Origin of the sequence: Streptomyces sp. NPDC101165 (genome assembly GCF_044768135.1) — a bacterium.
Classification (GTDB): domain Bacteria; phylum Actinomycetota; class Actinomycetes; order Streptomycetales; family Streptomycetaceae; genus Streptomyces.
On record NZ_JBIWPG010000013.1, the window covers coordinates 81,280 to 104,317 of the forward strand.

22 protein-coding genes and 1 pseudogene are annotated in these 23,038 nt (G+C 70.1%); 5 read left to right on the forward strand and 18 right to left on the reverse strand.

Annotation, left to right across the window (positions count from 1 at the left end; translation table 11 throughout):
• Nucleotides 1–175 precede the first annotated feature (175 nt).
• The 3 genes from ACIRVH_RS27495 to ACIRVH_RS27505 are packed head-to-tail and all read right to left on the reverse strand — an operon-like array spanning nt 176 to nt 3,401.
• Nucleotides 176–1,450 (reverse strand): hypothetical protein, encoded by a 1,275-nt coding sequence (locus ACIRVH_RS27495; protein WP_403958184.1) that lies wholly within the window; start codon nt 1,448–1,450, stop codon nt 176–178.
• Between the two features lie 38 nt (nt 1,451–1,488).
• Nucleotides 1,489–2,757, reverse strand: coding sequence for a sensor histidine kinase (locus tag ACIRVH_RS27500; RefSeq protein ID WP_403958187.1), 1,269 nt, complete (start codon nt 2,755–2,757; stop codon nt 1,489–1,491).
• The gene (locus ACIRVH_RS27505; protein WP_403958190.1) at nt 2,748–3,401 is read right to left on the reverse strand and encodes a response regulator transcription factor; all 654 of its coding nucleotides are present in this window, start codon (nt 3,399–3,401) and stop codon (nt 2,748–2,750) included. The genes ACIRVH_RS27500 and ACIRVH_RS27505 overlap by 10 nt, the downstream gene beginning before the upstream one ends.
• Before the next feature lie 76 nt (nt 3,402–3,477).
• On the opposite strand from ACIRVH_RS27505, the gene ACIRVH_RS27510 reads away from it, so the two are divergent.
• Nucleotides 3,478–4,491, forward strand: a complete 1,014-nt coding sequence (locus tag ACIRVH_RS27510; RefSeq protein ID WP_403958192.1) for a bile acid:sodium symporter — start codon at nt 3,478–3,480, stop codon at nt 4,489–4,491.
• Here the strand turns inward: ACIRVH_RS27510 and ACIRVH_RS27515 are convergent.
• Nucleotides 4,443–5,771: a class I SAM-dependent RNA methyltransferase gene (locus ACIRVH_RS27515; protein WP_403958195.1), complete on the reverse strand. Its 1,329-nt coding sequence runs from the start codon at nt 5,769–5,771 to the stop codon at nt 4,443–4,445. The two genes, ACIRVH_RS27510 and ACIRVH_RS27515, sit on opposite strands and share 49 nt — an antisense overlap.
• 141 nt (nt 5,772–5,912) lie before the next feature.
• A complete protein-coding gene (locus tag ACIRVH_RS27520) occupies nt 5,913–7,961 on the reverse strand; it encodes an APC family permease (RefSeq protein ID WP_403958197.1) in 2,049 nt (682 codons plus the stop codon).
• A 436-nt stretch (nt 7,962–8,397) separates the two neighbouring features.
• Between ACIRVH_RS27520 and ACIRVH_RS27525 the strand changes: the two genes are divergently transcribed.
• The gene (locus ACIRVH_RS27525; protein ID WP_145882901.1) at nt 8,398–9,069 is read left to right on the forward strand and encodes a TrkA family potassium uptake protein; all 672 of its coding nucleotides are present in this window, start codon (nt 8,398–8,400) and stop codon (nt 9,067–9,069) included.
• Complete coding sequence (locus ACIRVH_RS27530) at nt 9,069–9,737, forward strand: TrkA family potassium uptake protein (protein WP_145882902.1); 669 nt, start codon at nt 9,069–9,071, stop codon at nt 9,735–9,737. Before ACIRVH_RS27525 ends, ACIRVH_RS27530 begins: the two co-directional genes overlap by 1 nt.
• Nucleotides 9,738–9,797: 60 nt before the next feature.
• On the opposite strand, the gene ACIRVH_RS27535 is transcribed toward ACIRVH_RS27530, so the two are convergent.
• The 9 genes and pseudogenes from ACIRVH_RS27535 to ACIRVH_RS27575 form a co-directional block, all read right to left on the reverse strand.
• A complete protein-coding gene (locus tag ACIRVH_RS27535) occupies nt 9,798–10,565 on the reverse strand; it encodes a DUF3159 domain-containing protein (protein WP_403958201.1) in 768 nt (255 codons plus the stop codon).
• A gap of 3 nt (nt 10,566–10,568) precedes the next feature.
• Nucleotides 10,569–10,967, reverse strand: a complete 399-nt coding sequence (locus ACIRVH_RS27540; protein WP_145882904.1) for an OB-fold nucleic acid binding domain-containing protein — start codon at nt 10,965–10,967, stop codon at nt 10,569–10,571.
• Between the two features lie 131 nt (nt 10,968–11,098).
• Nucleotides 11,099–11,818, reverse strand: coding sequence for a response regulator (locus tag ACIRVH_RS27545; RefSeq protein WP_403958204.1), 720 nt, complete (start codon nt 11,816–11,818; stop codon nt 11,099–11,101).
• On the reverse strand, nt 11,812–14,370 hold the full coding sequence (locus ACIRVH_RS27550) for an ATP-binding protein (RefSeq protein ID WP_403958206.1): 2,559 nt from the start codon (nt 14,368–14,370) through the stop codon (nt 11,812–11,814). The genes ACIRVH_RS27545 and ACIRVH_RS27550 overlap by 7 nt, the downstream gene beginning before the upstream one ends.
• Before the next feature lie 126 nt (nt 14,371–14,496).
• Nucleotides 14,497–15,189 carry an ABC transporter ATP-binding protein gene (locus ACIRVH_RS27555; protein WP_403958209.1) on the reverse strand — a complete coding sequence of 231 codons (693 nt, stop codon included), beginning with the start codon at nt 15,187–15,189 and terminating at the stop codon, nt 14,497–14,499.
• Between the two features lie 78 nt (nt 15,190–15,267).
• Nucleotides 15,268–16,269: pseudogene (locus ACIRVH_RS27560) on the reverse strand (alginate lyase family protein); the annotation flags it as partial.
• A 74-nt stretch (nt 16,270–16,343) separates the two neighbouring features.
• Nucleotides 16,344–17,105 (reverse strand): DUF3710 domain-containing protein, encoded by a 762-nt coding sequence (locus ACIRVH_RS27565; protein ID WP_403958212.1) that lies wholly within the window; start codon nt 17,103–17,105, stop codon nt 16,344–16,346.
• A gap of 1 nt (nt 17,106) precedes the next feature.
• Nucleotides 17,107–17,658: a dUTP diphosphatase gene (gene dut / locus ACIRVH_RS27570; RefSeq protein WP_403958568.1), complete on the reverse strand. Its 552-nt coding sequence runs from the start codon at nt 17,656–17,658 to the stop codon at nt 17,107–17,109.
• Between the two features lie 23 nt (nt 17,659–17,681).
• Nucleotides 17,682–18,266 (reverse strand): PaaI family thioesterase, encoded by a 585-nt coding sequence (locus ACIRVH_RS27575; RefSeq protein WP_403958215.1) that lies wholly within the window; start codon nt 18,264–18,266, stop codon nt 17,682–17,684.
• 112 nt (nt 18,267–18,378) lie between these two features.
• Between ACIRVH_RS27575 and ACIRVH_RS27580 the strand changes: the two genes are divergently transcribed.
• Nucleotides 18,379–18,867, forward strand: coding sequence for a DUF3093 domain-containing protein (locus ACIRVH_RS27580; protein WP_403958217.1), 489 nt, complete (start codon nt 18,379–18,381; stop codon nt 18,865–18,867).
• A 16-nt stretch (nt 18,868–18,883) separates the two neighbouring features.
• On the opposite strand, the gene ACIRVH_RS27585 is transcribed toward ACIRVH_RS27580, so the two are convergent.
• The 4 genes from ACIRVH_RS27585 to ACIRVH_RS27600 form a co-directional block, all read right to left on the reverse strand.
• A complete protein-coding gene (locus ACIRVH_RS27585) occupies nt 18,884–19,804 on the reverse strand; it encodes a hypothetical protein (protein WP_403958219.1) in 921 nt (306 codons plus the stop codon).
• A 13-nt stretch (nt 19,805–19,817) separates the two neighbouring features.
• A complete protein-coding gene (locus tag ACIRVH_RS27590) occupies nt 19,818–20,114 on the reverse strand; it encodes a DUF4193 domain-containing protein (RefSeq protein WP_005481602.1) in 297 nt (98 codons plus the stop codon).
• Nucleotides 20,115–20,507: 393 nt separating this feature from the next.
• Nucleotides 20,508–21,776 (reverse strand): sensor histidine kinase, encoded by a 1,269-nt coding sequence (locus tag ACIRVH_RS27595; protein WP_403958221.1) that lies wholly within the window; start codon nt 21,774–21,776, stop codon nt 20,508–20,510.
• A 6-nt stretch (nt 21,777–21,782) separates the two neighbouring features.
• Nucleotides 21,783–22,436 carry a response regulator transcription factor gene (locus ACIRVH_RS27600; protein WP_016432179.1) on the reverse strand — a complete coding sequence of 218 codons (654 nt, stop codon included), beginning with the start codon at nt 22,434–22,436 and terminating at the stop codon, nt 21,783–21,785.
• A 413-nt stretch (nt 22,437–22,849) separates the two neighbouring features.
• Between ACIRVH_RS27600 and ACIRVH_RS27605 the strand changes: the two genes are divergently transcribed.
• Nucleotides 22,850–23,023 carry a hypothetical protein gene (locus ACIRVH_RS27605; protein ID WP_403958224.1) on the forward strand — a complete coding sequence of 58 codons (174 nt, stop codon included), beginning with the start codon at nt 22,850–22,852 and terminating at the stop codon, nt 23,021–23,023.
• The last annotated feature ends 15 nt before the right edge of the window (nt 23,024–23,038 follow it).

Genomic DNA, 23,038 nt, shown 5'->3' on the forward strand with positions numbered 1-23,038 from the left:
CGTGGGCCGGCCGGATCCGCACCAGATCGAACGGCCAGACCTCCGCTCCCGGAACGGCAAGGGCCCGTCGAAGCACTCGGGCACCCGATCGCCGGGCGCGACGAGCGCGGCCGAGCCCGCCACGAGAGCGTGATCGGCGGCGGCCTCAGGGGAGTGGTCGCCGCCGATCGGCCCGTCAGCGCATATCTGTGAGGAGGGTGTTGAGTTCAGCCTCCTGCCGGGCCGGCGACATCGGCGGGTTCGAGTGGTCGATGCCGAAGGTCTTCAGGACCTGGTCCATCTGGGCGTCGATGAACGTCCAGCCGGTGTTGTCCAGCGGCTGCAACGAGGCCTGGTCGGCATCCCAGAGGTCTCGCAGCGACTGGGCGGCTGCGTGGGCCCCGGTCGCGTCACCCGACCGTGCGTCCTTGAGCGAGGTCGATGCGAGTGCCTTCAGTGCGTCGACCTTCGTGGACGGGAACTTCTTCACGGCCTGGCCAGGGGCGAGCTGAACGGTGGAGGTGGCGTCCTCCTCCGGCGCCGGGCCGACATGCGGCCGGCTGTGCGCCCAGACCAGCAGACCCCCGGTGGCGACGGCGAGGAGGGCGAAGCACGCCAGCGCGATGCGCTCCCTGCGCGGGTTGGCGGTGGTCTGGGGGGTGTGCGTGGCGTCGTAGGTCTCGGTCACGTCGGAGCGCGTCACCGTCAGGTAGATGACGGTCGCCAGGATCAGGCCGAGGAAGATCAGGCTGGTGGTGAAGGTGCCCAGCGCGAGGCCGGTCGGCTCGCCCGGCTGAGCGACCTTGGGGGAGGCGAGCCAGTCGCCGATGTTGGCGCCCAGCGGGCGGGTCAGGATGTAGGCGAGCCAGAAGGACAGCACCGGGTTCGCGCCGAACCTCCACAACAGCGTGACCGACACGATAAGGCCGAGCGGCAGCATGACCGAGACTCCCGGGCTCCAGCCGGTGAGCTCCAGGGTCCAGTCGCCGGTCGCGGTGCCGAGCGCGAAGGTGACGAGAACGGCGAGCCAGTAGAACGACTCACGCGGCAGCGTCGTGACCGAGTGGATCGAGAGGGTGCGCTCGCGCAGCCACCACACGCCGAAGACCACGGCGAGCAGGACCGAGAACACTGCGGTGCTGATCCACAGCGGCACATTGAGCTGGTCGGTCAGGATGTCGGTGTACAACGTGCCCGTGACACTGACAACGACCACGGTCAGCCAGTACGGGAACGGAACGTACCGCTTCAGCCGCAGCTGGACGCCCAGGACCGCCACGAACACCGCGGTGAAGATCCAGGCCGTGTTCACCAGGCCGACGCCCAGCTTCATGTTGATCCAGTCGGCGAAGCTCTCACCGACGGTCGTGCACAGGATCTTGATCACCCAGAACCAGATGGTGACCTCGGGAACCTTGTTCAGCATCAGCCGCCCGCTGCGGTGCGTGCGGGCTTCGCTTGTCGTTGTCATGCGACGAGGTTGGCTCGGCCAACCTGCACACAACCTGACTACGCGATCGCCTCTGGCGTAGGGAAGGTCACCTCGACGCGACCGTGACCGTCCGCGATCGCACGGACTGCCACTCCCGCGGACGCGGCGAGACGCCGTACCACGGCCAGCCCCAACCCGTGCCCGTCGCCGCTGGTCACGCCCGCTTCGAAGACCCGATCAACCTCTGCCGGATCGAACCCCGGGCCGTCGTCGAGGACATCGATCACGACTCCTTGGGGCTGGATGCTCCCCGTGACCCAGACGCGCGAACTCGCATGCCGCAGTCCGTTCTCCAGCAGGGGTGACAACACGGCCACGACGAGTTCGGTCGCCACGGCGACGTCGACGTTGGTCGGGATGGCGAGTTCGATGGAGCGACCGGCGATCGCCTGTCGCGCCGCCGCCCTGAGATCGCAGCGGGTATCGCCGTCGATCCGTGTCCGGGCGGCACTCAGAATCGTCGTGATCGCCGTGTTCAGGCGGTCAACCTCGGTCAGAACAGACTCTGGTGCCACCTGGTGACCGGAGAGTTGCGCCAACTGTGCCTCGCCCCGCAGGGCCGTCAAGGGCGTCCGCAACTCGTGGGCGATCTCGTCGGTGAGCCGGCGCTCGTCCGCGAGCGCGTTGTCCACGCGGTCAAGCAGGCGATCGAGAGTTCGCCCGAGCTCCCCGAACTCATCGCGAGGAATGCCGAGGTCGAATCGGCGCCCGGGTTCGTGATCGCCCCAGTCGTCGGCGAGAGCGGCCATTTCGTGGACCACCCGCAACGCACGACCCACCACGAGGTGTGCGACGACGCCTGCGAGCAGGATCGCGATGCCACCCAACATGAGCGACATCGTCAGGCTGCGCTGCTCCGACGTCTCGTACGGCGTCAGATCCACCCTCACGACCGCCATGACGTGGTGGCCTTCGAGCCGGATCGGCTGGGCATACAGAAGGTGACTGCCGACCGTGGTGGTCTGGGACCGCCCGGAGCCGACAAGCGCGTCGACGCGGTCGACGACGCTGCCCGGCACGATCCCGTCGATGAGGTGCCCATCGGCATACACCCACGAGACCGTGTCCAGCGCTTCGTTGCTGCTCTCGATCAGCACGACGTGGCCACCGCGTACGGTCACGTTCGCCGCCACCGACTCCGCACGCGTATGCGCCAGAGCGTTCGCGTCGGCGTCGGTCACCTGGCTCAGCAACACGTGTGAGACCACCACCAGCACCGCGACGACCGCTGTCGCAATCAGAACCGCAAGCGCGACAACCCTCCCGCGGAAACCCGTCACTCCCATCGATAGCCCACCCCGCGGACCGTCGCCAGGCGATCGGCCACGCCCAGCGCACCGAGTTTGGTCCGTAGCCGGCGAACGTAGGAGTCAAGGGTGTTGTCGCTGACCTGCGCGCCGTGCGGCCAACCGGCAGCAACGAGGGCGTGGCGGCGTACAGCGTCGCCCTGCGAAGCGATGAGCCTGCCCAACAACCGGAACTCGGTCGGCGTCAGGCTCTCGCTCGTCGAACCGTGGATCACGACATGTTTCGCCGGATCGAGAACGACGCCCCTCGGTGGGGTCGTCGCGGTTGTTCTGCGTAGCAGGGCGCGGACCCTCACCAGCAACTCCGGGATGTCGAACGGTTTGGTCATGTAGTCGTCGGCTCCCGCCTCGAAGCCGCCCACCTTGTGATGCATGCCATCCAGAGCGGTCAGCATCAGCACCGGGGCATCGACGCCACGTGCCCGCAGCGCCAAGCAGACATCGCGGCCATCGGCGTCCGGGAGCCCCAGATCCAGGACGACCAGGTGAGGGACCGGCTCAAGGTGCCGCAGCAGGCTGTCCGCCGTAGAAGCGACTGCGATCGTATGGCCGTCGTGCTCCAGTGCGCGCTTGAGGACGTCGCGCACCGCTGCGTCGTCTTCGCACACCATAATAAAAGCCACACGCTGACCCTAGGTATTCCAGCGAGGGTTCTCCATTCTCCCTGGTCAGCGCCCTGACAGTCCGCGAGATCCGTAGGTGCCGCTGCTCCTGCCGGCCCCCGGCCTGTGGTTGCGCCACACCCACACCCTGCCGCTCGGACCGCTGCTCCGCCTGCCTCTGTCCGCCACCCCGTGCCTGCTGTGGCTGGTGCTGTTCTCGGCCGGACTCCAGGTGCCCGTCCGTGAGCTGGGCCGCGTGCTGCGCCGCCCGAGCGCACTGCTCGCGGGGCTCGCTCTGCACCTGGCGATCCCGCTGCTGGTCATCCCGCTGGTCGCGTACCTGCTGCACACCTCGCCCGAGTCCGACGGCGGCAGCGGCCTGGTCACCGCGATGATCCTGATCGTCGTCATGCCCGTCGCCGCCGGCGCAACCGTGTGGACCGGCAAAGGCGACGGGGACCAGCCCACGATGGTGGGCCTGGTGCTCGCCTCCACCCTCCTCAGCCCGCTCACCACGCCTGTGCTGATCCAGCTCCTGTCCCCGCTGCTCAGCGACGGCTACGCCGACTCGCTCGCGGCGAGCGGTCACCTCACAGGCGGCGGCTTCGCTTTCGTCGGCGTGGTGCTGCCCTGCGCGGCGGGCGTCCTGGTCCGGCTCGCCCTGCCCTCGTCCTGGCCGAGGCAGGTGTCGGGAGTCGTCGTACCCGTGGCCCTGGTCGGCTCGCTCGTCCTGACGTACGTCAACGCCAGCGGCGCCCTCGGCTCTTGCGTCGCCCAGCCACGCCCCCTGTTGCTGGGTGCCGCGCTGGTCGTGGCGGCACTGGTCTGCCAGCTGTCGTTCGTGCTCGGCCGGTGCGCGGCACGGCTGCTGCGGTTGGATCCGCCCGCCGCCTCGTCGCTCACCCTCGACTGCGGCATGAACAACAGCAGCGCGAGCGCAGTACTGATCACGGCCGCGCTCCCGGACAAACCGCACCTCCTGCTTCCGGTCCTCGCCTACGGCCTGCTGCAGAAGACAGCCGCCAACCGGGCCGTACGGGCCCGGCCTCGGAAGATCGCAGGTCAGGAGCCCTTGGCGACCGGCTCCAGAATCGCCACGCACTCCACGTGATGCGTCATCGGAAACAGATCGAACGCCCGAAGCGTCCGCACCCGGTACCCGCCCTCACGGAAGTACGCCACATCCCGGGCCAGCGCAGCGGGATCGCAGGCGACGTAGGCGATGCGGCGGGCGCCGAGGGAGGAGAGGTGTTCGACCGTCTTGCGGCCGGCGCCCGCGCGCGGGGGGTCGAGGACGATGAGGTCGACCTCGGTGATGCCGGTGCGCGGCAGGACCGACTCGACCTTGCCCTGTTCGATACGGACCCGGGGGAAGTCGGCCAGGTTGTGGCGCGCGTCCTCCACCGCCCGCTTACCGGACTCGATGCCGAGGACCGCGCCCTTCTCGCCGAGGCGGTCGGCCAGGGCGCCGGCGAAGAGGCCGACGCCGCAGTAGAGGTCGAGGGCCATCTCGCCCTTGCGCGGCAGCAGGCCCTGCATGACGGCCTTCACCAGGGTGTCGGCGGCCTTCGGATGGACCTGCCAGAAACCGCCGCTGCCGACGCGGTAGGTGCGGTCGTCGGCGCGCTCACGCACGAACGCGCGGCCGTGGACGCGGTGGATGCCGCCGTCCTTCTCGTCGACGCGCATGACGGAGACGGGCCGGTCGAGTTCGACGAGCGGCAGCCGGGCGCCGGGCCGGGGCTCCAGGATCACCATGCGGTCCTGGGAACCCGTCGCGGCGATCGCGTCGACGGACGCCATGCCGGCCCAGTCCCGGTCCTCGATGCCGAGTTCGGTGACACCGGGCGCGGCGATCATGCAGTGATCGATCGGTTCGACCTCGTGCGAGCGGTGGCGGCGCAGTCCGGCGTTGCCGTCGGCGTCGACCGCGTACTGCACGCGCGTCCGCCACTGCGGGACCTGACCCGCCGGGAGCTTGTCGCCCTCGGCCGGCATCACCGTGCCGTCCCAGCCCGCCTCCTCGGGCGTGAGGCCCGCGAGTCGCTGGAGCTGCTCGGCGATCACCTCGCCCTTCAGCCGGCGCTGGGCGCCCGGCTTGGCGTGCTGCCAGTCGCAGCCGCCGCAGCGGCCGGGGCCGGCGAAGGGGCAGGGAGCCTCGACGCGGTCCTTGGATGCCTCCAGGATCTCGACGGCGTCCGCCCGCAGGAAGCGTGCGCCCTCCTCGCCCTCGGTCACCCGGGCCACCACCCGCTCGCCGGGCAGCGTGTGCCGGACGAACAGCACCTGGCCCTCGGAGGTACGGGCGATGCAGTGGCCGCCGTGGGCGACGGGGCCGATCTCGACCTCGTACTCCTCGCCCACCAGAGACTTGGTCGGTTCTGCCTGCATGGTGGGGTGACTCCAGATCGGGAAGGAAATCGGGAAGGGAAGTCGGGAACGGTGCTTCGGGAAGGAAAAGGAAGCAGCCGCAGCCGGTGGGCGTGACAACAGCCCACCAGTCTACGGCCTTCCTTTGACGCCGGAGGACGCTCAGTCCTTGACCGCCGACTCCTTCGGCCGCTCCGTCGCCGGACCACGCCGCACCGCACCCGGAGCGTTCCACTCCTGCCGCTTGCGGGCGCGCAGCTTGGCCGCCTCGGAGGAGGCCAGCTGGTAGGGGACGGAGGTCACCATCACGCCGGGCGTGAACAACAGGCGGCCCTTCAGGCGCAGCGCGCTCTGGTTGTGCAGCAGGTGCTCGTACCAGTGGCCGACCACGTACTCGGGGATGATCACGGAGACCGCGTCGCGCGGGGACTCCTTGCGCAGGCCCTTGACGTACTCGATGATCGGCCGCGTGATCTCGCGGTACGGCGAGTCGAGGACCTTCAGCGGTACGTCGATGCCGCGCCGCTCCCACTCCTCCTGCAGTGCCTTGGTCTCCGCCGGGTCGACGTTGACGGTGAGCGCCTCCAGGGTGTCCGAGCGCATCAGCTTGGCGTAGGCCAGGGCGCGCAGGGTGGGGCGGTGGATCTTGGAGATGAGGACGACCGAGTGGACGCGGGAGGGGCGGACACTGTCGTCGCTCGGACCCTCGGGGGCCGCGATCTCCTCGGCGACGCGGTCGTAGTGCTTCCGGATCACGGTCATCGTCGCGTAGAAGATGCACATGCCGAGCAGGGCCACCCAGGCGCCGTGCGTGAACTTCGTGACCAGGACGACGACCAGCACCAGGCCGGTGAAGAAGGCACCGAACGCGTTGATCGCGCGGGAGCGGACCATGTGGCGGCGCTTGGCCTGGTCGCGCTCCGCCGCCAGGTGGCGGTTCCAGTGCCTGACCATGCCGGTCTGGCTGAGCGTGAAGGACACGAACACACCGACGATGTACAGCTGGATCAGGCGGGTGGAGTCGGCGCCGTAGATGACCGTCAGCAGGGCCGCCGCGCCGGCGAGCAGCACGATGCCGTTGGAGAAGGCGAGGCGGTCGCCGCGGGTGTGCAGCTGGCGCGGCAGGTAGCGGTCCTGGGCGAGGATCGAGCCGAGCAGCGGGAAGCCGTTGTACGCCGTGTTGGCCGCCAGGAACAGGACCAGGGCGGTGGCTGCCGCGAGCACGATGAACAGGAAGCTGCCCTTGCCGAACACCGCCTCGGCGACCTGGGAGATCACCGGGTTCTGGACGTAGTTGGAGCCGACGGCGACGCCGTTGTGGATCAGGTCGGTGGCCGGGTTCTCGGCCATGCGGACCTTGGTCACCATGGCGAGGGCGATGATGCCGCAGAACATGGTGACGGCCAGCAGGCCCATCGCCGCAAGCGTGGTCGCCGCGTTCTTCGACTTGGGCTTGCGGAAGGCCGGGACGCCGTTGGAGATCGCCTCCACGCCGGTGAGCGCGGCACAGCCGGAGGAGAAGGCGCGCAGCAGCAGGAAGACGAGGGCGAAGCCCGCGAGGCCCTGGTGTTCGGCCTTGATGTGGTAGTCGGCGGTCGGCGCCTGCATGGTGTCGCCGAGGATCAGGCCCCGGAACGCGCCCCACGCGATCATGATGAAGACGCCGCCGACGAAGACGTACGTCGGGATCGCGAAGAGCTTGCCCGACTCCTTCACGCCGCGCAGGTTCATCAGCGTCAGCAGGACGATCACGGCGACGGCGCAGAGCACCTTGTGCTGCACCACGAAGGGGACCGCCGAGCCGAGGTTCTCGATGCCGGAGGCGATCGAGACGGCGACGGTCAGGACGTAGTCGACGAGGAGCGCGCTCGCGACGGTGAGGCCGGCCTTGGAGCCGAGGTTGGTGGTGGCGACCTCGTAGTCACCGCCGCCGCTCGGGTAGGCGTGGACGTTCTGCCGGTACGAGGCGACGACCGTGAACATCAGCACGACGACCGCGACCGCGATCCAGGGGCTGAAGTGGTAGGCCGACACGCCCGCGATGGACAGGACCAGCAGGACCTCCCCCGGCGCGTAGGCGACGGAGGACAGCGGGTCGGAGGCGAAGACGGGGAGTGCGATGCGCTTCGGCAGGAGCGTTTCGCCCAGCCGGTCACTGCGCAGTGCGCGCCCGATCAGGATCCGTTTGGGCACGTCGGTCAGTTTGGACACGACAGAGGATGGTAGGCCTTCGAACAGGCAGCCGCCCACCCGGCATCCCGGTTCTGCCTCCTGAGTGAAATCACGGGCGCCCGGAACTGCGGATTCCGTGGTTCGCGCACCCTCCGTGTCTAGATGGCAGACCCCGCCTGTCATCGCACTTCGGAGGTCCCATGCCCGCGACCGCAGAGCTGATCGGGGCCACGGTCGCCCTGGTCGCCCTCGGAATCCTGACCCTGTTCAGCGTGCGCAGCATCACTCGCAGGTCGGCGCCGTCGGCCACCCGCAGGTGAGCGGCGCGCCGCGAACGTCGTCGGGTGATCACATCCGGTGATCGCGGGAAACCCCGGCACAGGGGTGCCCGCCCCGAACCACTCGTGTGTAGCTTTGGGCGTCGGTCTGAGACCCTGATGCTGAGCAGTAACTTTTGGACACCGGAAGGACGGTCGTGCACATCGTCATCATGGGCTGCGGGAGAGTGGGTTCCGCTCTTGCCCAGACCCTGGAGCAACAGGGACACACGGTCGCCGTGATCGACCAGGACCCCACCGCCTTCCGCCGGCTGGGCCCCGGGTTCGGCGGCCGCCGGGTCACCGGGGTCGGCTTCGACCAGGACACCCTGCGCGAGGCGGGCATCGAGGAGGCCGGCGCCTTCGCCGCCGTCTCCAGCGGCGACAACTCCAACATCATCTCCGCGCGCGTGGCCCGCGAGATGTTCGGTGTGGAGAACGTGGCCGCCCGTATCTACGACCCGCGCCGTGCCGAGGTCTACCAGCGCCTGGGCATCCCCACCGTGGCCACGGTCCGCTGGACGGCCGACCAGATGCTGCGCCGCCTGCTGCCCTCGGGTGCCGAGCCGCTGTGGCGCGACCCCACCGGAGGCGTCCAGCTCGCCGAGGTGCACGCCTCCCCGAAGTGGGTGGGCCACAAGATCAGCAAGCTGCAGGAGGAGACGGGCGTCCGCGTGGCGTTCCTGACCCGCCTGGGCGAGGCCATCCTGCCCACCTCGCAGACGGTGCTGCAGGAGGGCGACCTCGTCCACGTGATGATGCGGGCGGACGACGTCGACAAGGTCGAAGCGGCATTCGCCGCGGGCCCGGAAGAGGAGGGCGGTCACTGATGAGGGTCGCCATTGCCGGAGCCGGCGCCGTCGGCCGCTCGATCGCGGGCGAGCTGCTCGAGAACGGCCACGAGATCCTGCTGATCGACAAGGCACCGACCGCCATCTCGGTGGAGCGGGTGCCGCAGGCGGAGTGGCTGCTGGCCGACGCCTGTGAGATCACGTCCCTGGACGAGGCGGCGCTGCAGCGCTGCAACGTCGTGATCGCCGCGACCGGCGACGACAAGGTCAACCTGGTCGTCTCGCTGCTCGCGAAGACGGAGTACGGCGTTCCGCGCGTCGTCGCCCGGGTGAACAACCCCAAGAACGAGTGGCTGTTCAACGAGGCCTGGGGCGTCGACGTGGCCGTGTCCACGCCACGCCTGATGTCCGCCCTGGTCGAGGAGGCGGTGAGCGTCGGCGACCTGGTCCGCCTGCTCCGCTTCAGCCACGGTGACGCCAACCTCGTCGAGCTGACCCTGCCGGAGGAGTCGGCCCTGGCCGGCACCCAGGTCGGCGACGTGGAGTGGCCGCAGGACACCTCCCTGGTCACGATCATCCGCGGCAACCGCGTTCTGACCCCGTCCAAGGAGGACTCCCTGGAGCCGGGCGACGAACTCCTCTTCGTGGCCGCGCAGGCCCGGGAGGAGCAGCTGGAGGAGCTGCTGTCGGTGCGGCGCGAGAGCTGAACCCATGAGAGAGGGCGCCCTGGAAACCCAGGGCGCCCTTTCTCGTCGTACGACGGCCGGCTACGCGTCCCGGCGGTGCCGTCCGCCCGTGGGCTCGCCGCCCTCGGCGGCCAGCGCGGCCTCGCGCTCCTTCTCGGCCTTCTCCTCCGCCTCCATCTCCGCGAACACGTCGATCGGCGCGGGCGCCTTCGCGAGGAAGACCCAGGTGAGCCAGACCGCCAGCAGGAACGGCGGGATCTTCAGGGCGACCAGCACCCAGCCGAGCTGGGCGGTGTTGGCCCACCAGTACAGGGGGAAGAGGATCGCGCACTTGGCGAGCAGGATCAGGCCCCAGGCCCAACTGGCCTTCGCGTAGGCCTTCTTGCGGCCGGGGTTGCGGGTGCGCCAGGAGAGGTTCTCCTTGAAGATCGGGCCGAGGATGAGACCGATCAGGGGGACACCGGCGAGGGTCGTGATGATGTAGGCCAGCGCCATGCCCAGCGTGTAGAGCATGCCGGGGAGGTAGAAGTCCTTGGCGTTGCCCGTGAACATCGCGAACAGGACGCCGAAGGCCACGCCGAAGACACCGCTGAAGGCGTGCTTGACGGTGTCCTTGCGCACCAGCCGGACCACGACCAGCACCAGGGACACGGCCAGCGCGGCGATCGCCGAGATGTGCAGGTCCTTGTTGATCGTGAAGATCGCGACGAAGAGGAGACCGGGCAGGACCGTCTCGACCATGCCTCGGACACCGCCGAACGCCTCGAACAGCGCGGCCTCCGTGACCGCGCGGGCGTCGTCCGACTGAGTCTGTTCGGTGTCTTCGGTCGGCTTGTCGAGGGACGTCACCGGCTACTCCCGTCCGAGGGGTCGCAGTTCGTATTTCGGGTTGAACAGCACCCGGCGGCCCCGGCTCATGGAGATCCGGCCCGATGCGATCAGCTTGCGCCCCGGTTCTATGCCGACGATGGAGCGCCTGCCGAGCCACACCACGTCCAGCGCGGCCGAGCCGTCGAACAGCTCGGCCTCCAGGGCCGGTACCCCGGCGCGCGGCCGCAGGGTGACCGTGCGCAAGGTACCAGTTACGGTGACGATCTGGCGGTCCAGGCAGTCACCGATACGGGTGCATCCCGCGGTCTCGGCGTCTTCCCGCAGCTCCTCGGACTCCAGGTCCTCCTGAGAGGTGGAGAGCCGGTCGAGCATCCGCCGGAACCGGCCGGCCGGCTTTTGGGAACGAGGAACAGCAGTCATATCTGAAGCGTACCGGGGCCCACCGACGGCGCCGTAGCGCAGCTCACTTCTCGAACCGGTACCCCATCCCCGGCTCCGTGATGCTGCATCCCCCCGGGGGACAACCCCCGGACCCCCGGCCGCCCCGCAGCTCACTTCTCGAACCGGTACCCCATCCCCGGCTCCGTGATGAAGTGCTTCGGGTGCGACGGATCCGTCTCCAGCTTCCTGCGCAGCTGGGCCATGTAGACCCGCAGGTAGTTGGTCTCCGTCCCGTACGACGGCCCCCACACCTCCTGCAGCAGCTGCTTCTGGCTGACCAGGCGGCCGGTGTTGCGGACCAGCACCTCCAGCAGGTGCCACTCGGTCGGGGTGAGCCGGACGTCCTTGCCGGCACGGTTGACCTTCTTCGCGGCCAGGTCGACGGCGAAGCCCTCGGTCTCCACGGTCGTCACGTCGTCCTCGCCCGGCCCGACCGGCTCGGCCCGGCGTACGGCGGCCCGAAGCCGGGCCAGCAGCTCGTCCATGCCGAAGGGCTTGGTGACGTAGTCGTCGGCGCCCGCGTCCAGCGCCTCGACCTTCTCGTCCGAGGAGTGGCGGGCGGACAGGACCAGGATCGGGACGCGGGTCCAGCCGCGCAGCCCCTTGATCACCTCGACGCCGTCCATGTCCGGCAGGCCCAGGTCGAGGACGACCACGTCGGGGTGGCGGGAGGCGGCGAGTTCGAGGGCGGTCCTGCCGTCGGGGGCCGCGTCGACCTCGTACTTGCGCGCCTTGAGGTTGATCACGAGCGCGCGCACGATCTGCGGCTCGTCGTCGACCACGAGCACCCTCGTGGGGGTCTGGGGGGTCCCCCCAGTGGGGCTCAGCATTGGGTCTGCCTCTCTGGTTCTGTGCTGGACTCCCCGAGGGGGAGGGCCCCGGGACGCGATGCTGCCGCACGGAGGCTGAGCACCATCGTGAGCCCGCCGCCCGGCGTGTCCTCGGCGTTCAGGGTGCCGCCCATGGCCTCGGCGAAGCCGCGGGCGACCGCGAGGCCGAGGCCGACCCCGGCGCCGCGCGGGGCGTCGCCGTAGCGCTGGAAGGGCTCGAAGATGCGGTCCTTCGCCTCGTCCGGGACCCCGGGCCCGCGGTCCACGACGCGCACCTCGACGCGGTCGACTATGGCGCTGGCGGACACCAGGACGCGCTGTCCGTTCGGGCTGTACTTGACGGCGTTCTCCACCAGGTTGGCCACCGACCGCTCCAGCAGGCCAGGGTCGACGGCGACCATGGGCAGCGTCTCGGGGACGTCCAGGTCGACGCTGTCCTCGGGTACGCCGCCGAGCGCCATCGGGACCACCTCGTCCACGTCGATCTCGCGGATGAGCGGGGTGACGGTGCCGGTCTGGAGGCGGGACATGTCGAGCAGGTTGCCCACGAGGTGGTCGAGCCGGTCGGCACCCTCCTCGATGCCCTCCAGCAGCTCCGCCTGGTCCTCCTCGGACCAGGCCACGTCGTCGGAGCGCAGCGAGGAGACGGCGGCCTTGATCGCGGCGAGCGGGGTGCGCAGGTCGTGGCTGACGGCGGCCAGCAGGGCGGTGCGGATGCGGTTGCCCTCGGCGAGCGCCCGGGCCTGGTCGGCCTCCTCCTGGAGGCGCCGGCGGTCCAGCACCACGACGGCCTGTGCGGCGAAGGCGGCGAGCACCCGGCGGTCCTCGGCGGGCAGCACCCGGCCGGTCAGGGCGAGCGCCATGTGGTCGCCGATCGGCATGTCGACGTCGGCGTCCTCGGGCCGCTCCAGGGTGGGCCCGAATCCGGCGCGGCCCGCGCAGGTCCACGGCTCGACGTCGCCCGCCCGTTCCAGCAGGGCGGCGGACTCCATGCCGAAGGTCTCGCGGACCCGCTCCAGCAGCTCCTCCAGGCCGGTCTCGCCGCGCAGCACGTTGCCGGCGAGGAAGGAGAGGATCTCGGACTCCGCGCGCAGCCGGGCGGCCTGGTGGGTGCGCCGGGCGGCGAGGTCCACCACCGAGGCGACCGACACGGCGACCCCGAAGAAGATCGCGATGGCGACGATGTTCTTGGGGTCGGCGATGGTCAGCCGGTGCAGGGGCGGGGTGTAGTAGTAGTTCAGCAGCAGCGAGCCGAGGGCCGCGGAGGCCAGGGCGGGCAGCAGGCCGCCGAGCAGGGCCGCGGCGACGGTGACGGCCAGGAACAGCAGCATGTCGTTGGCGAGGCCGAGGTCGACGGTGTTCAGCAGCACCGCCAGGATCGCCGGACCGGCCAGACCCACCAGCCAGCCCGAGATGATCCGGGTCCGGCCGAGCCGAGCACCTCGGGCGACGGGCAGTCCGCGGCCCTTGGCGACCTCCCCGTGGGTGACGATGTGGACGTCGAGGTCGGGGCCGGACTCCCGGGCGACCGTGGCGCCGACGCCGGGTCCGAAGACGTACTGCCAGGCCTTGCGGCGCGAGGAGCCGAGCACGATCTGGGTGGCGTTGACACCGCGCGCGAAGTCCAGCAGCGCGGCCGGTATGTCGTCGCCGACCACGTGGTGGAAGGTGCCGCCCAGATCCTCCACGAGGGTGCGCTGGACGGCCAGCTCCTTCGGGGAGGCCGAGGTCAGGCCGTCGCTGCGGGCTATGTAGACGGCCATGACCTCGCCGCCGGCGCCCTTCTCGGCGAGCCGTGCGGCGCGCCGGATCAGGGTGCGCCCTTCGGGGCCGCCGGTCAGGCCGACCACGATCCGCTCGCGCGAACCCCAGATGGTCGAGACCCGGTGCTCGGTGCGGTACTCGGTCAGGTACTCGTCGACCCGGTCGGCGACCCACAGCAGCGCCAGCTCGCGCAGGGCGGTCAGGTTCCCGGGCCGGAAGTAGTTCGAGAGGGCCGCGTCGACCTTATCGGGCTTGTAGATGTTGCCGTGCGCCATACGGCGGCGCAGCGCCTCCGGCGACATGTCGACCAGTTCGATCTGGCCGGCCCGCCGTACGACCTCGTCGGGCACCGTCTCCCGCTGCCGCACCCCGGTGATCGACTCCACGACGTCGCCGAGGGACTCCAGATGCTGGATGTTGACGGTCGAGATCACGTCGATCCCGGCCGCGAGCAGCTCCTCGACGTCCTGCCAGCGCTTGGCGTTGCGCGAGCCGGGAATGTTGGTGTGGGCGAGTTCGTCCACGAGGGCGACGGCGGGGGCGCGGCGCAGCACCGCGTCGACGTCCATCTCGCCGAAGGTGGCGCCCCGGTACTCCAGCTCCCGGCACGGTATCTGCTCCAGGCCGTGCAGCATCACCTCGGTGCGCGGCCGGCCGTAGTGCTCGACGTAGGCGACCACGCAGTCGGTGCCCCGCTCCACCCGGCGGTGCGCCTCGGACAGCATGGCGTAGGTCTTGCCCACGCCCGGTGCCGCGCCGAGGTAGATCCGAAGCTTGCCGCGTGCCATGGCCCCATTGTCTTCCGGTAACTGCTGGGTACGCAGCGTCGACCTTACGGCCAACGATGCTGACAAACGGGACGATGGCCCGGTCAACAGGGGTCTTTGACGCAACTCTGATGGGGGCCGAGGCCTTCAGTGCTCGAGGATCTCCCCGTCGCGCAGCTCCAGCACCCGGTCGGCGAGGTCGAGCAGGGTCGCGTCGTGCGTGGCGACCAGCGCGGTGGCCCCCTCGCTGCGGACGACGGCCCGCAGCAGCTCCATGACCGCGTGGCCGGTCTCGGCGTCCAACTGGCCGGTGGGCTCGTCGGCGACGATCAGGGCGGGGCGGTTCGCGAGGGCGCGGGCGATGGCGACGCGCTGCTGCTGGCCGCCGGACAGCTCGCCCGGCCGCTGGGCCGCGTGGTCGGCGAGTCCGACGAGGGAGAGCAGCAGGTCGACGCGTTCCTCGCGCTCGCGCGGGTCGGCCCGGCGCAGCCGCAACGGTACGCCGACGTTCTCGGCGGCGGTGAGGATCGGGATGAGCCCGAAGGACTGGAACACGAACCCGATCCGGTCCCGGCGCAGCTCCAGCAGCCCGCTCTCGCCGAGCCCGGCCAGATCCTGCCCGTCGACCTCGGCCCGCCCCCGGTCGGGGGTGTCGAGTCCGCCGACGATGTTCAGCAGGGTGGTCTTGCCGGAGCCCGAGCGCCCCTTGAGGGCGACGAGCTCGCCGCGCGGGACCTCGAAGGAGACCCCGCGCAGGGCATGGACGGCGGCGGCGCCGCGCCCGTACGACTTGTGGACGTCCTCGACGCGCACCATGGTCTCGGTGAGCACCTGACTCATTCCGCCTCCCCCGTGTCCCCCGTGTCGCCCGTGGGCCGGGCGCCAGTATCGCCGCGGGACGCCCGGCCGTTCAACGGTTCAGTTCGGGTTGTCGCCGTGGGTGAGGGTCTCCCAGGCGACGAAGAGGTTGTTGCTGCCGGCCGGGCGGTTGTTCAGGGTCAGCGTCTGGGTGTTGGTCATGGCGATGCCGAGGCGGTTGTGCAGGGCGTTGTAGCCGACCTCGGTGACCGGGCCGAGCCCGAGCTTGAGGGAGCCGCCGCACAGCCGGCCGGGGACGGCCGCGCCGAGCTGGTACTTGGACTGGAAACCGAGCGCCTGCCGCAGCCGCTCGCCGACGTCGGTGCCGTACAGGTCCTGGCCCTGGATCCGGCTGGTCTCGGCGACGTGCGAGATCGCGGAGATGCCGTACCCGGTGTGCACGAAGTCCCGGCAGGTCTCCTGGGTGAGCCCGGTGACGAAGGTGGACTGGCCCTGCCAGTAGGAGACGATCTTGTCACGGGTGTCCAGGTTCTGGCTGGGCACGGTCTTCGGCAGGGCGCCGTCCGAGCCGAGGTAGACGTACGCGGCGGCACGGGTGCGGAACCTGGCCATGGCGGTGTCGTACGACGCCTTGTCGTCGAGGAAGACGGAGATGCCGACGGCCGCCTCCGTCATCGACAGCTCCCAGTTGCCGTTGGAGTTGGAGCCCTTGATGACGACCGGCAGATAGACGTTGCGGAGCATGGTCGCGAAACGGCCCTGGTTGGTCCAGCCGCCCGGGTACGTGTACTTGATGATCTCGGCGGCCCTGGGCCAGGAGGAGCCCGCCCAGCCGGTCTGCAGGGGCGCGTTGCTGTTGGTGTGGCCGGTGATGGTGGCCGACCAGGCGTCCATGATCTGGATGGCCTTCTGGGCGTAGCGCGTGTCGCGGGTGACGTACCAGGCGAGCGCGTCGGTGTAGGCGGCTATCGCGTCCTCGCGCTCGTCGGTACAGCCGTAGTCGGGGTTGGAGTAGGAGCCGCACTCCACGGTGGCCCGCGGCTTGGGCGTGCGGTTCAGGTCGGCGTACGGGCTCGCCGTCATCTGGTCGTACGCGCTCTTCCGTCAAGGGGTCCGGCACGCACGCATGCGAAAGGGCCGCACCCCGTGGGGTACGGCCCTTCGTCGTCGCGTTGTCAGCGGACCTCGGTGATCTCCGGTCCGCGCTGCAGCTGGCCCATGCCGCCGGAGAAGCGCGAGCCCTCCTCCTGCTGGACACCCTCGGGAACCATCTGGGCGTCGTTCGGCAGCTTGAGGACGATCGGGTCGCGGGGCGCCATCGGGCCCTCACCGCGGACCACGACGGTGTCCCGGAAGATCTGCTCCAGCAGGCCGGCGACCTGCGGCTGCACGGCGGCCTGACCCGAGATCACACCGCGCAGGAACCAGCGCGGGCCGTCCACACCGACGAACCGCACGACCTGGAAGCCGCTGGTGCCGTCCGGCAGCTGCACCGGTACCTGGGCGCGCAGCTCCCAGCCCAGCGGACCCTCGACCTCGTCGACGATGCCGCCCTGCTGGGTGATGCCGCCCGCGATCTCCTCGCGGACCTCGCCCCAGATGCCCTCGCGCTTGGGCGCGGCGAAGGCCTGGAGCTGGATGGCGCTGTCGCGCAGCACCACGGTCGCCGCGACGATCGCGTCACCGGCGACCTCGACCCGCAGCTCCATGCCGTCGACGCCCGGCACGAAAACGCCGCCGAGGTCCACCCGGCCCTCGCCCGGCTCGCGCACCTCGGTGCTGTCCCACGGCCCGTCGGGCCGGGGCTCGGGCTCCAGCCGGACGCGCTCACGCTCGGCCTCTTCCTCGTCCGCCTCGGTGTCGACGCTGTCGACGACCTGCTCGGCCTCGCCGGCCGCGTCCTCGGCGGCACCCTTCTTCTTGCGACGTCCGAACACGTCACTGTCCTTCCCGGTCGGATACGACCGAAGCGTATCGATTCCCACCCGTCCCGCCGCCCATGGCGGCCGGACCGCTTGTGCCGCTTTCGTCGCCCACCGAGGCGTGGCCACCGGTGGACCCGAAGCCCCCTTCGGCCCGCGCCGAGCCGGGAAGTTCCGCCACCTCCTGGAAGCGGACCCTCTCGACCTGCTGGACGACCAGTTGGGCAATCCGGTCGAAGCGCTCGAACCGCACTGCCTCACGCGGGTCGAGATTCACCACGATCACCTTGATCTCCCCACGGTACCCGGCATCTACCGTCCCCGGGGCATTCACGAGGGCGACACCGCAGCGGGCGGCGAGCCCGGAACGCGGGTGCACGAAGGCCGCGTACCCCTCCGGGAGGGCGATCGACACTCCCGTGGGCAGTACGGCCCGCTCACCGGGCTCGAGTTCGCAGGCCTCGGTGGTCCGCAGATCGGCTCCGGCGTCCCCGGGGTGCTCGTACGCCGGAAGCGGTACGTCCGGGTCGACGCGGCGGATCAGCACGTGCAGGGGATCGCGGCGCAGCGGGCCGAGGGAGTGCTCGAAGCTCACGGGTTCACCTCGAAGGCGCGGGCGCGGCGGATCTGGTCCGGGTCGCTCATGGCGGCCTGGATCTCCTCCTCGCGGCCGTGGTCGATGAAGTGGTCGACCTTCACCTCGATGAAGAGGGCGTCCGCGCGGACGGCGACGGGCCCGTCGGGGCCGCCGATCCGGCCGGTGGCGGTGGAGTAGATCTTCCGCCCGGCCACGGCGGTGACTTCCGCCTCCAGGTACAGGGTGGTGTCCACCGGGACCGGCCGCACGAAGTCGGTCTCCAGCCGGCCGGTGACGGCGATGGTCCGCAGCAGCCAGTTCAGCGAGCCGAGGGTCTCGTCGAGGGCGCTGGCCAGCACTCCGCCGTGCGCGAGGCCCGGGGCGCCCTGGTGGGCGGGCTTGACGGTGAACTCGGCGGTCAGCGAGACCCCCGCACCGGCACGCGCCTCCAGGTGCAGGCCGTGCGACTGTGCGGGACCACACCCGAAACAGTGTTCGTAGTGGGCACCGAGAAGCTCGCCGGGTGCGGGAGCATCGGGGTGCCGTACCGGTTGCACGGCGTCGGCGGGGGGCTGAAGAGCTGCGGAACTACCACTCACAGGCGCAGACCTTACCCGCCCACCCGTCACCCACCATCGCCCTGCCCGGCAGCGCTTCGCGCCGGCTGCCCCGACTCCGGCGATATCCGGATACCGTGCCAAGCTTGGCCCCATGCAGCTCTCCGCCACCCCCTACGAAGAACGCCTCACCGCCCCCCGCTCGTGGTGGCTGATCAGCTTCCTCGTGGGCCTCTCGTTCGCCCTGATCCTGCTCCCGTTCGGCACGTTGCCGCTGCTCGGCGGCCTGGTCGGCGGTACGGCCGCGGCCGCGGTGGTGGCCAGTGCGTACGGCTCCCTGCGCATCCGTGTCGTGGGCGACTCCCTGATCGCGGGCGAGGCGAAGATCCCGGTGTCGGCACTCGGCGACGCGGAGATCCTGGACCCGGAGGAGGCCCGCGCCTGGCGCACGTACAAGGCCGACACCCGCGCGTTCCTGCTGCTGCGCGCCTACATCCCGAGGGCCCTGCGCGTGGAGGTCACGGACCCGCAGGACCCGACGCCGTACCTGTACCTGTCGACGCGGGAGCCGGAGCGGCTGGCGGCGGCCATCGAGGCGGCGAAGCACCGGGTGAGCGACCAGGCGAAGGACCAGCAGGCGTAACCGGGTGCGGGGGACGTCAGTCCCCCCAGTCCTCGGGAGGCTCGTCCAGCTTCAGGGGCCGCGCGGGCTTCTCCAGCGGCGGCAGCTCGGACAGCTCGTCCCACGGCACCTGGATCTTCCGCAGGTCCGCCCGGACCCGCCCGGCCAGCTTCCTGGTGTCCCGGCGGTTCATGACCGCCCCCACCGCCGCGCCCACCATGAACGGCATGAGGTTGGGCAGGTCCCTGACCATCCGCTTCATGATCTGCTGACGCAGCTCGCGCTTCATCTGGCCCCCGAGGGCCGTGTTGACCGACGACGGCTTCATCACGTCGATCCCGCGCTCCCCCGACCAGGAGGACAGGTACGCGGTACTGCGAGCCATCAGGTTCCCCGGCGGCCTGAGGCCGTACACCTCATGGAGCTCGGCGATCAGCTTGAGCTCGATCGCAGCGACCCCGGTGATCTCCGCGGCCAGCTCGGTCGGCATGGCCGGGGGCACCGGCAGCATCGCCGCAGCCCCGATCCCGGCCCCGACCGTCGAGGTCGCGCCGGCCGCGCCCGCCACGAGTTTGTCGGCGATCTCCTCGGGCCCGAGGCCCGGGAACTGCCTGCGCAGCGTCGCGAGGTCGCGTACGGGGACACGCGGGGCGATCTCGATGATCCGGTCCGTGAGGTACGCCAGCCCCGCCCGCGCGCGGCTGCCGCCCATACGGGCGCCTTCCCGGGCCAGATCCCGGGCCTTGTCACGGATCACCGCGACCCGCCGCCTGGCGACAGGCGCGGGCCGCCACACCGGCGTCGGCAGGCCTTCTGGGCCCGACGCCGGGTCGAGCGAGGCTCCCACACCGGGTGAGCCCCGCTCGTCGTCACGTGTGCCGTGAGGGCCGTCGTACGGCCCCTTGTCCGCTCCCGGCAGAGGGAAGCGGCGCTTCCGTGGAGGGGTCGAGCCAGTCACGGCCGACCCGTCCTCAGTCGCAGTCGCGGCAGATCGGCTGACCGTTCTTCTCCCTGGCCAGCTGGCTGCGGTGGTGCACCAGGAAGCAGCTCATGCACGTGAACTCGTCCTGCTGCTTGGGCAGCACACGGACGGCCAGCTCCTCGTTCGAGAGGTCGGCGCCCGGCAGCTCGAGGCCCTCTGCGGCCTCGAACTCGTCGACGTCCACCGCTGAGGTGGACTTGTCGTTCCGGCGGGCCTTCAGCTCTTCGAGACTGTCCGAGTCGACGTCGTCGTCGGTCTTGCGTGGAGTGTCGTAATCGGTTGCCATGTCGCTCTCCCCCTCTGGGTGTCTGCGGTGTCTCCAGCGCACGTAACGCGTGAGAGGCCGGACTTGTGCCCGACCTGAGGCGGAGATTTTGCCTCACATCAAGGTCTGTTACTCAATCGACACCCAACCCGACACCTCAAGAGTGATCGGCTTGGATGGCGGTGAGGACCGTACACGGTTCGAATGCCGCACCTCAAAGGCGCCTCACCGTGTACTTCCCGTGATCAAGAGCCCTGAAAACCAGGATTTTCCCGGCTTTACGGCTCCTGTCATGATCACGGAGAGTACATGGCTGGAAATCCGCCCATGTGATTGATCACACAGGGTCAACCTGATCAGGTGCCCAGAAAATTCCGCGCAAAGCGAACATCCTCCGCGTGTGTCGGATCTGCGTCACACCGGCAGGGTGACGCGCATCACCAGGCCGCCGCCCTCGCGGGGCTGCGCCACGATGTGGCCGCCGTGCGCGCGGGCCACGGACCGGACGATGGACAGGCCGAGGCCCACACCCTTGTCGCTGCCCGTGCGCTCCGTACGGAGCCGTCTGAAGGGCTCGAAGAGGTTGTCGATCTCGTACGCCGGCACGACCGGCCCGGTGTTCGAGACGGTCAGCACCGCCTGCCCGTGCTCCACCTCCGTGGTGACCTCGACCCAGCCGTTCTCGGCCACGTTGTAGCGCACGGCGTTCTGCACGAGGTTCAGCGCGACCCGCTCCAGCAGCACGCCGTTGCCCTGCACCACCGCGGGTTTGCGCTCACCGCGGATCTTGACGCCCTTGGCCGCCGCCTCGGCGTGCACCTGGTCGACGGCCTGGCCGGCCACCTCGGCCAGGTCGACCGGTTTGCGCTCGACGATCTGGTTGTCGCTGCGGGCGAGCAGCAGCAGGCCCTCCACCAGCTGCTCGCTGCGCTCGTTGGTGGCCAGCAGCGTCCTGCCGAGCTGCTGCAGCTCCACGGGTGCGTTCGGGTCGGACAGGTGCACTTCCAGGAGCGTGCGGTTGATCGCGAGTGGTGTGCGCAGCTCGTGGGAGGCGTTGCCGACGAAGCGCTGCTGGGCCGTGAAGGCGCGCTCCAGCCGCTCCAGCATGTCGTCGAAGGTGTCCGCCAGCTCCTTCAGCTCGTCGTCCGGGCCGTCCAGCTCGATCCGGCGGGACAGATCCGACCCGGCCACCTGACGGGCGGTACGGGTGATCCGGCCGAGCGGGGACAGCACGCGGCCCGCCATCGCGTAGCCGAACGCGAAGGCGATCACGGCGAGGCCCAGCAGGGCCAGCAGCGAACGGCTGAGCAGGTCGTCCAGGGCCGACTGGCGCCGCAGGTCGACACAGTGGCTGATCGCGTCGTTGAAGTCCTGGAGCGACAGACCGGACGTGTTCCCGGCCATGTTGATCGCGGGGCAGTAGTCGCTGGTGATCTTCAGTTGGGAGCCCTGGTTGAAGCTGACGATCCGGAACGGCGGCATGTTGCCGGTGGTGATCGCCTGCGCGGCCAGCAGGTAGATGATCGACAGCAGCAGGATGCCGGCGATCAGGAACATGCCGCCGTACAGCAGCGTGAGCCGTATCCGGATGGTCGGGCGCAGCCACGGGAAGGGGGGCTGCGGCCGCCGGGGGTCCCAGGTGGGTTTCGGGGGCGCCTGGGCGGGCGCGGGTGTCGAGGCCACGGCGGATCAGATCCGGTAGCCGGAGCCGGGCACGGTGACGATCACGGGCGGCTCGCCGAGCTTGCGGCGCAGCGTCATGACCGTCACACGGACCACGTTGGTGAACGGGTCGGTGTTCTCGTCCCAGGCCTTCTCCAGCAGCTGTTCGGCCGAGACGACCGCGCCCTCGCTGCGCATCAGCACCTCCAGGACCGCGAACTCCTTGGGCGCGAGCTGGACCTCCTTGCCATCGCGGAAGACCTCGCGGCGGTTGGGGTCGAGCTTGATGCCGGAGCGCTCCAGGACCGGGGGCAGAGGCACGCTCGTACGGCGTCCGAGGGCGCGCACGCGCGCGATCAGCTCACTGAACGCGAACGGCTTGGGGAGATAGTCGTCGGCGCCGATCTCCAGGCCCTCGACGCGGTCGCTGACGTCGCCGGACGCGGTGAGCATGAGCACGCGCGTGGGCATGCCAAGCTCCACGATCTTGCGGCAGACGTCGTCGCCGTGCACGAGCGGGAGGTCGCGGTCGAGGACGACCACGTCGTAGTCGTTGACGCCGATGCGCTCCAGGGCGGCCGCACCGTCGTACACGACGTCGACGGCCATGGCCTCCCGGCGCAGTCCGGTGGCCACCGCATCGGCGAGCAGTTGCTCGTCCTCGACGACGAGTACGCGCACGTCGCTTGTCCTTCCTGTGTCCACCCGCGTAGCGCTCAGTGAGCGCGCGCGGGCAGGGGTGTCCGTGGGATGTGACCTCCATCCTGCCCTTTTCGGCCATAAGTCGGCTGTAAGGCGGGGTCCGGGCCGCAGGGATCCGGCTCCCGTAGCGGGAATGCGGGATTTTCTCTGGCGGTTGAGGTTTCCGCGGAAGGACGTGGGGGGAGGACGGCTTTACACCCCGCGATCACGCTCTGCATGTGCCGCAACACCATGCGGTACATCACAGTCCGCTTCCGCAGAGCGGGCGTGGGTGTCCGGCACCGTCGCCGCCCGGCAGGGCAGCGCTGGGCACCCGCAAGAGACGTGATCGCCCCTTCCGAACGGCACACCCCCGTGCCACCGACCCACGACCCAGGACGAGGGGGCGCAGCATGGACGCATTCACCGCAGGACTTCTGCAGCGCATAAGGGCGACCGAGTCCGACCTGACGCGGGCTCGTGACGAGGGCGACGACTTCCTCGCCGAGGTGGAGCAGGCCGAGCTCGACGACCTGCGCCGCCTCGCCGCCGAACACGGTGTGGAGGTCGGCGCGTCACGCGTCTGAACGGCCCGCAGCACA

Excerpts from the sequence above, each read along its gene's own strand:
- ACIRVH_RS27495 (WP_403958184.1), bottom strand. The coding sequence starts at position 1,450 with ATGACAACGACAAGCGAAGCCCGCACGCACCGCAGCGGGCGGCTGATG.
- ACIRVH_RS27500 (WP_403958187.1), bottom strand. The coding sequence starts at position 2,757 with ATGGGAGTGACGGGTTTCCGCGGGAGGGTTGTCGCGCTTGCGGTTCTG.
- ACIRVH_RS27515 (WP_403958195.1), bottom strand. The coding sequence starts at position 5,771 with ATGCAGGCAGAACCGACCAAGTCTCTGGTGGGCGAGGAGTACGAGGTC.
- ACIRVH_RS27530 (WP_145882902.1), top strand. The coding sequence starts at position 9,069 with ATGAGGGTCGCCATTGCCGGAGCCGGCGCCGTCGGCCGCTCGATCGCG.
- ACIRVH_RS27540 (WP_145882904.1), bottom strand. The coding sequence starts at position 10,967 with ATGACTGCTGTTCCTCGTTCCCAAAAGCCGGCCGGCCGGTTCCGGCGG.
- ACIRVH_RS27545 (WP_403958204.1), bottom strand. The coding sequence starts at position 11,818 with ATGCTGAGCCCCACTGGGGGGACCCCCCAGACCCCCACGAGGGTGCTC.
- ACIRVH_RS27550 (WP_403958206.1), bottom strand. The coding sequence starts at position 14,370 with ATGGCACGCGGCAAGCTTCGGATCTACCTCGGCGCGGCACCGGGCGTG.
- ACIRVH_RS27555 (WP_403958209.1), bottom strand. The coding sequence starts at position 15,189 with ATGAGTCAGGTGCTCACCGAGACCATGGTGCGCGTCGAGGACGTCCAC.
- ACIRVH_RS27580 (WP_403958217.1), top strand. The coding sequence starts at position 18,379 with ATGCAGCTCTCCGCCACCCCCTACGAAGAACGCCTCACCGCCCCCCGC.
- ACIRVH_RS27590 (WP_005481602.1), bottom strand. The coding sequence starts at position 20,114 with ATGGCAACCGATTACGACACTCCACGCAAGACCGACGACGACGTCGAC.
- ACIRVH_RS27605 (WP_403958224.1), top strand. The coding sequence starts at position 22,850 with ATGGACGCATTCACCGCAGGACTTCTGCAGCGCATAAGGGCGACCGAG.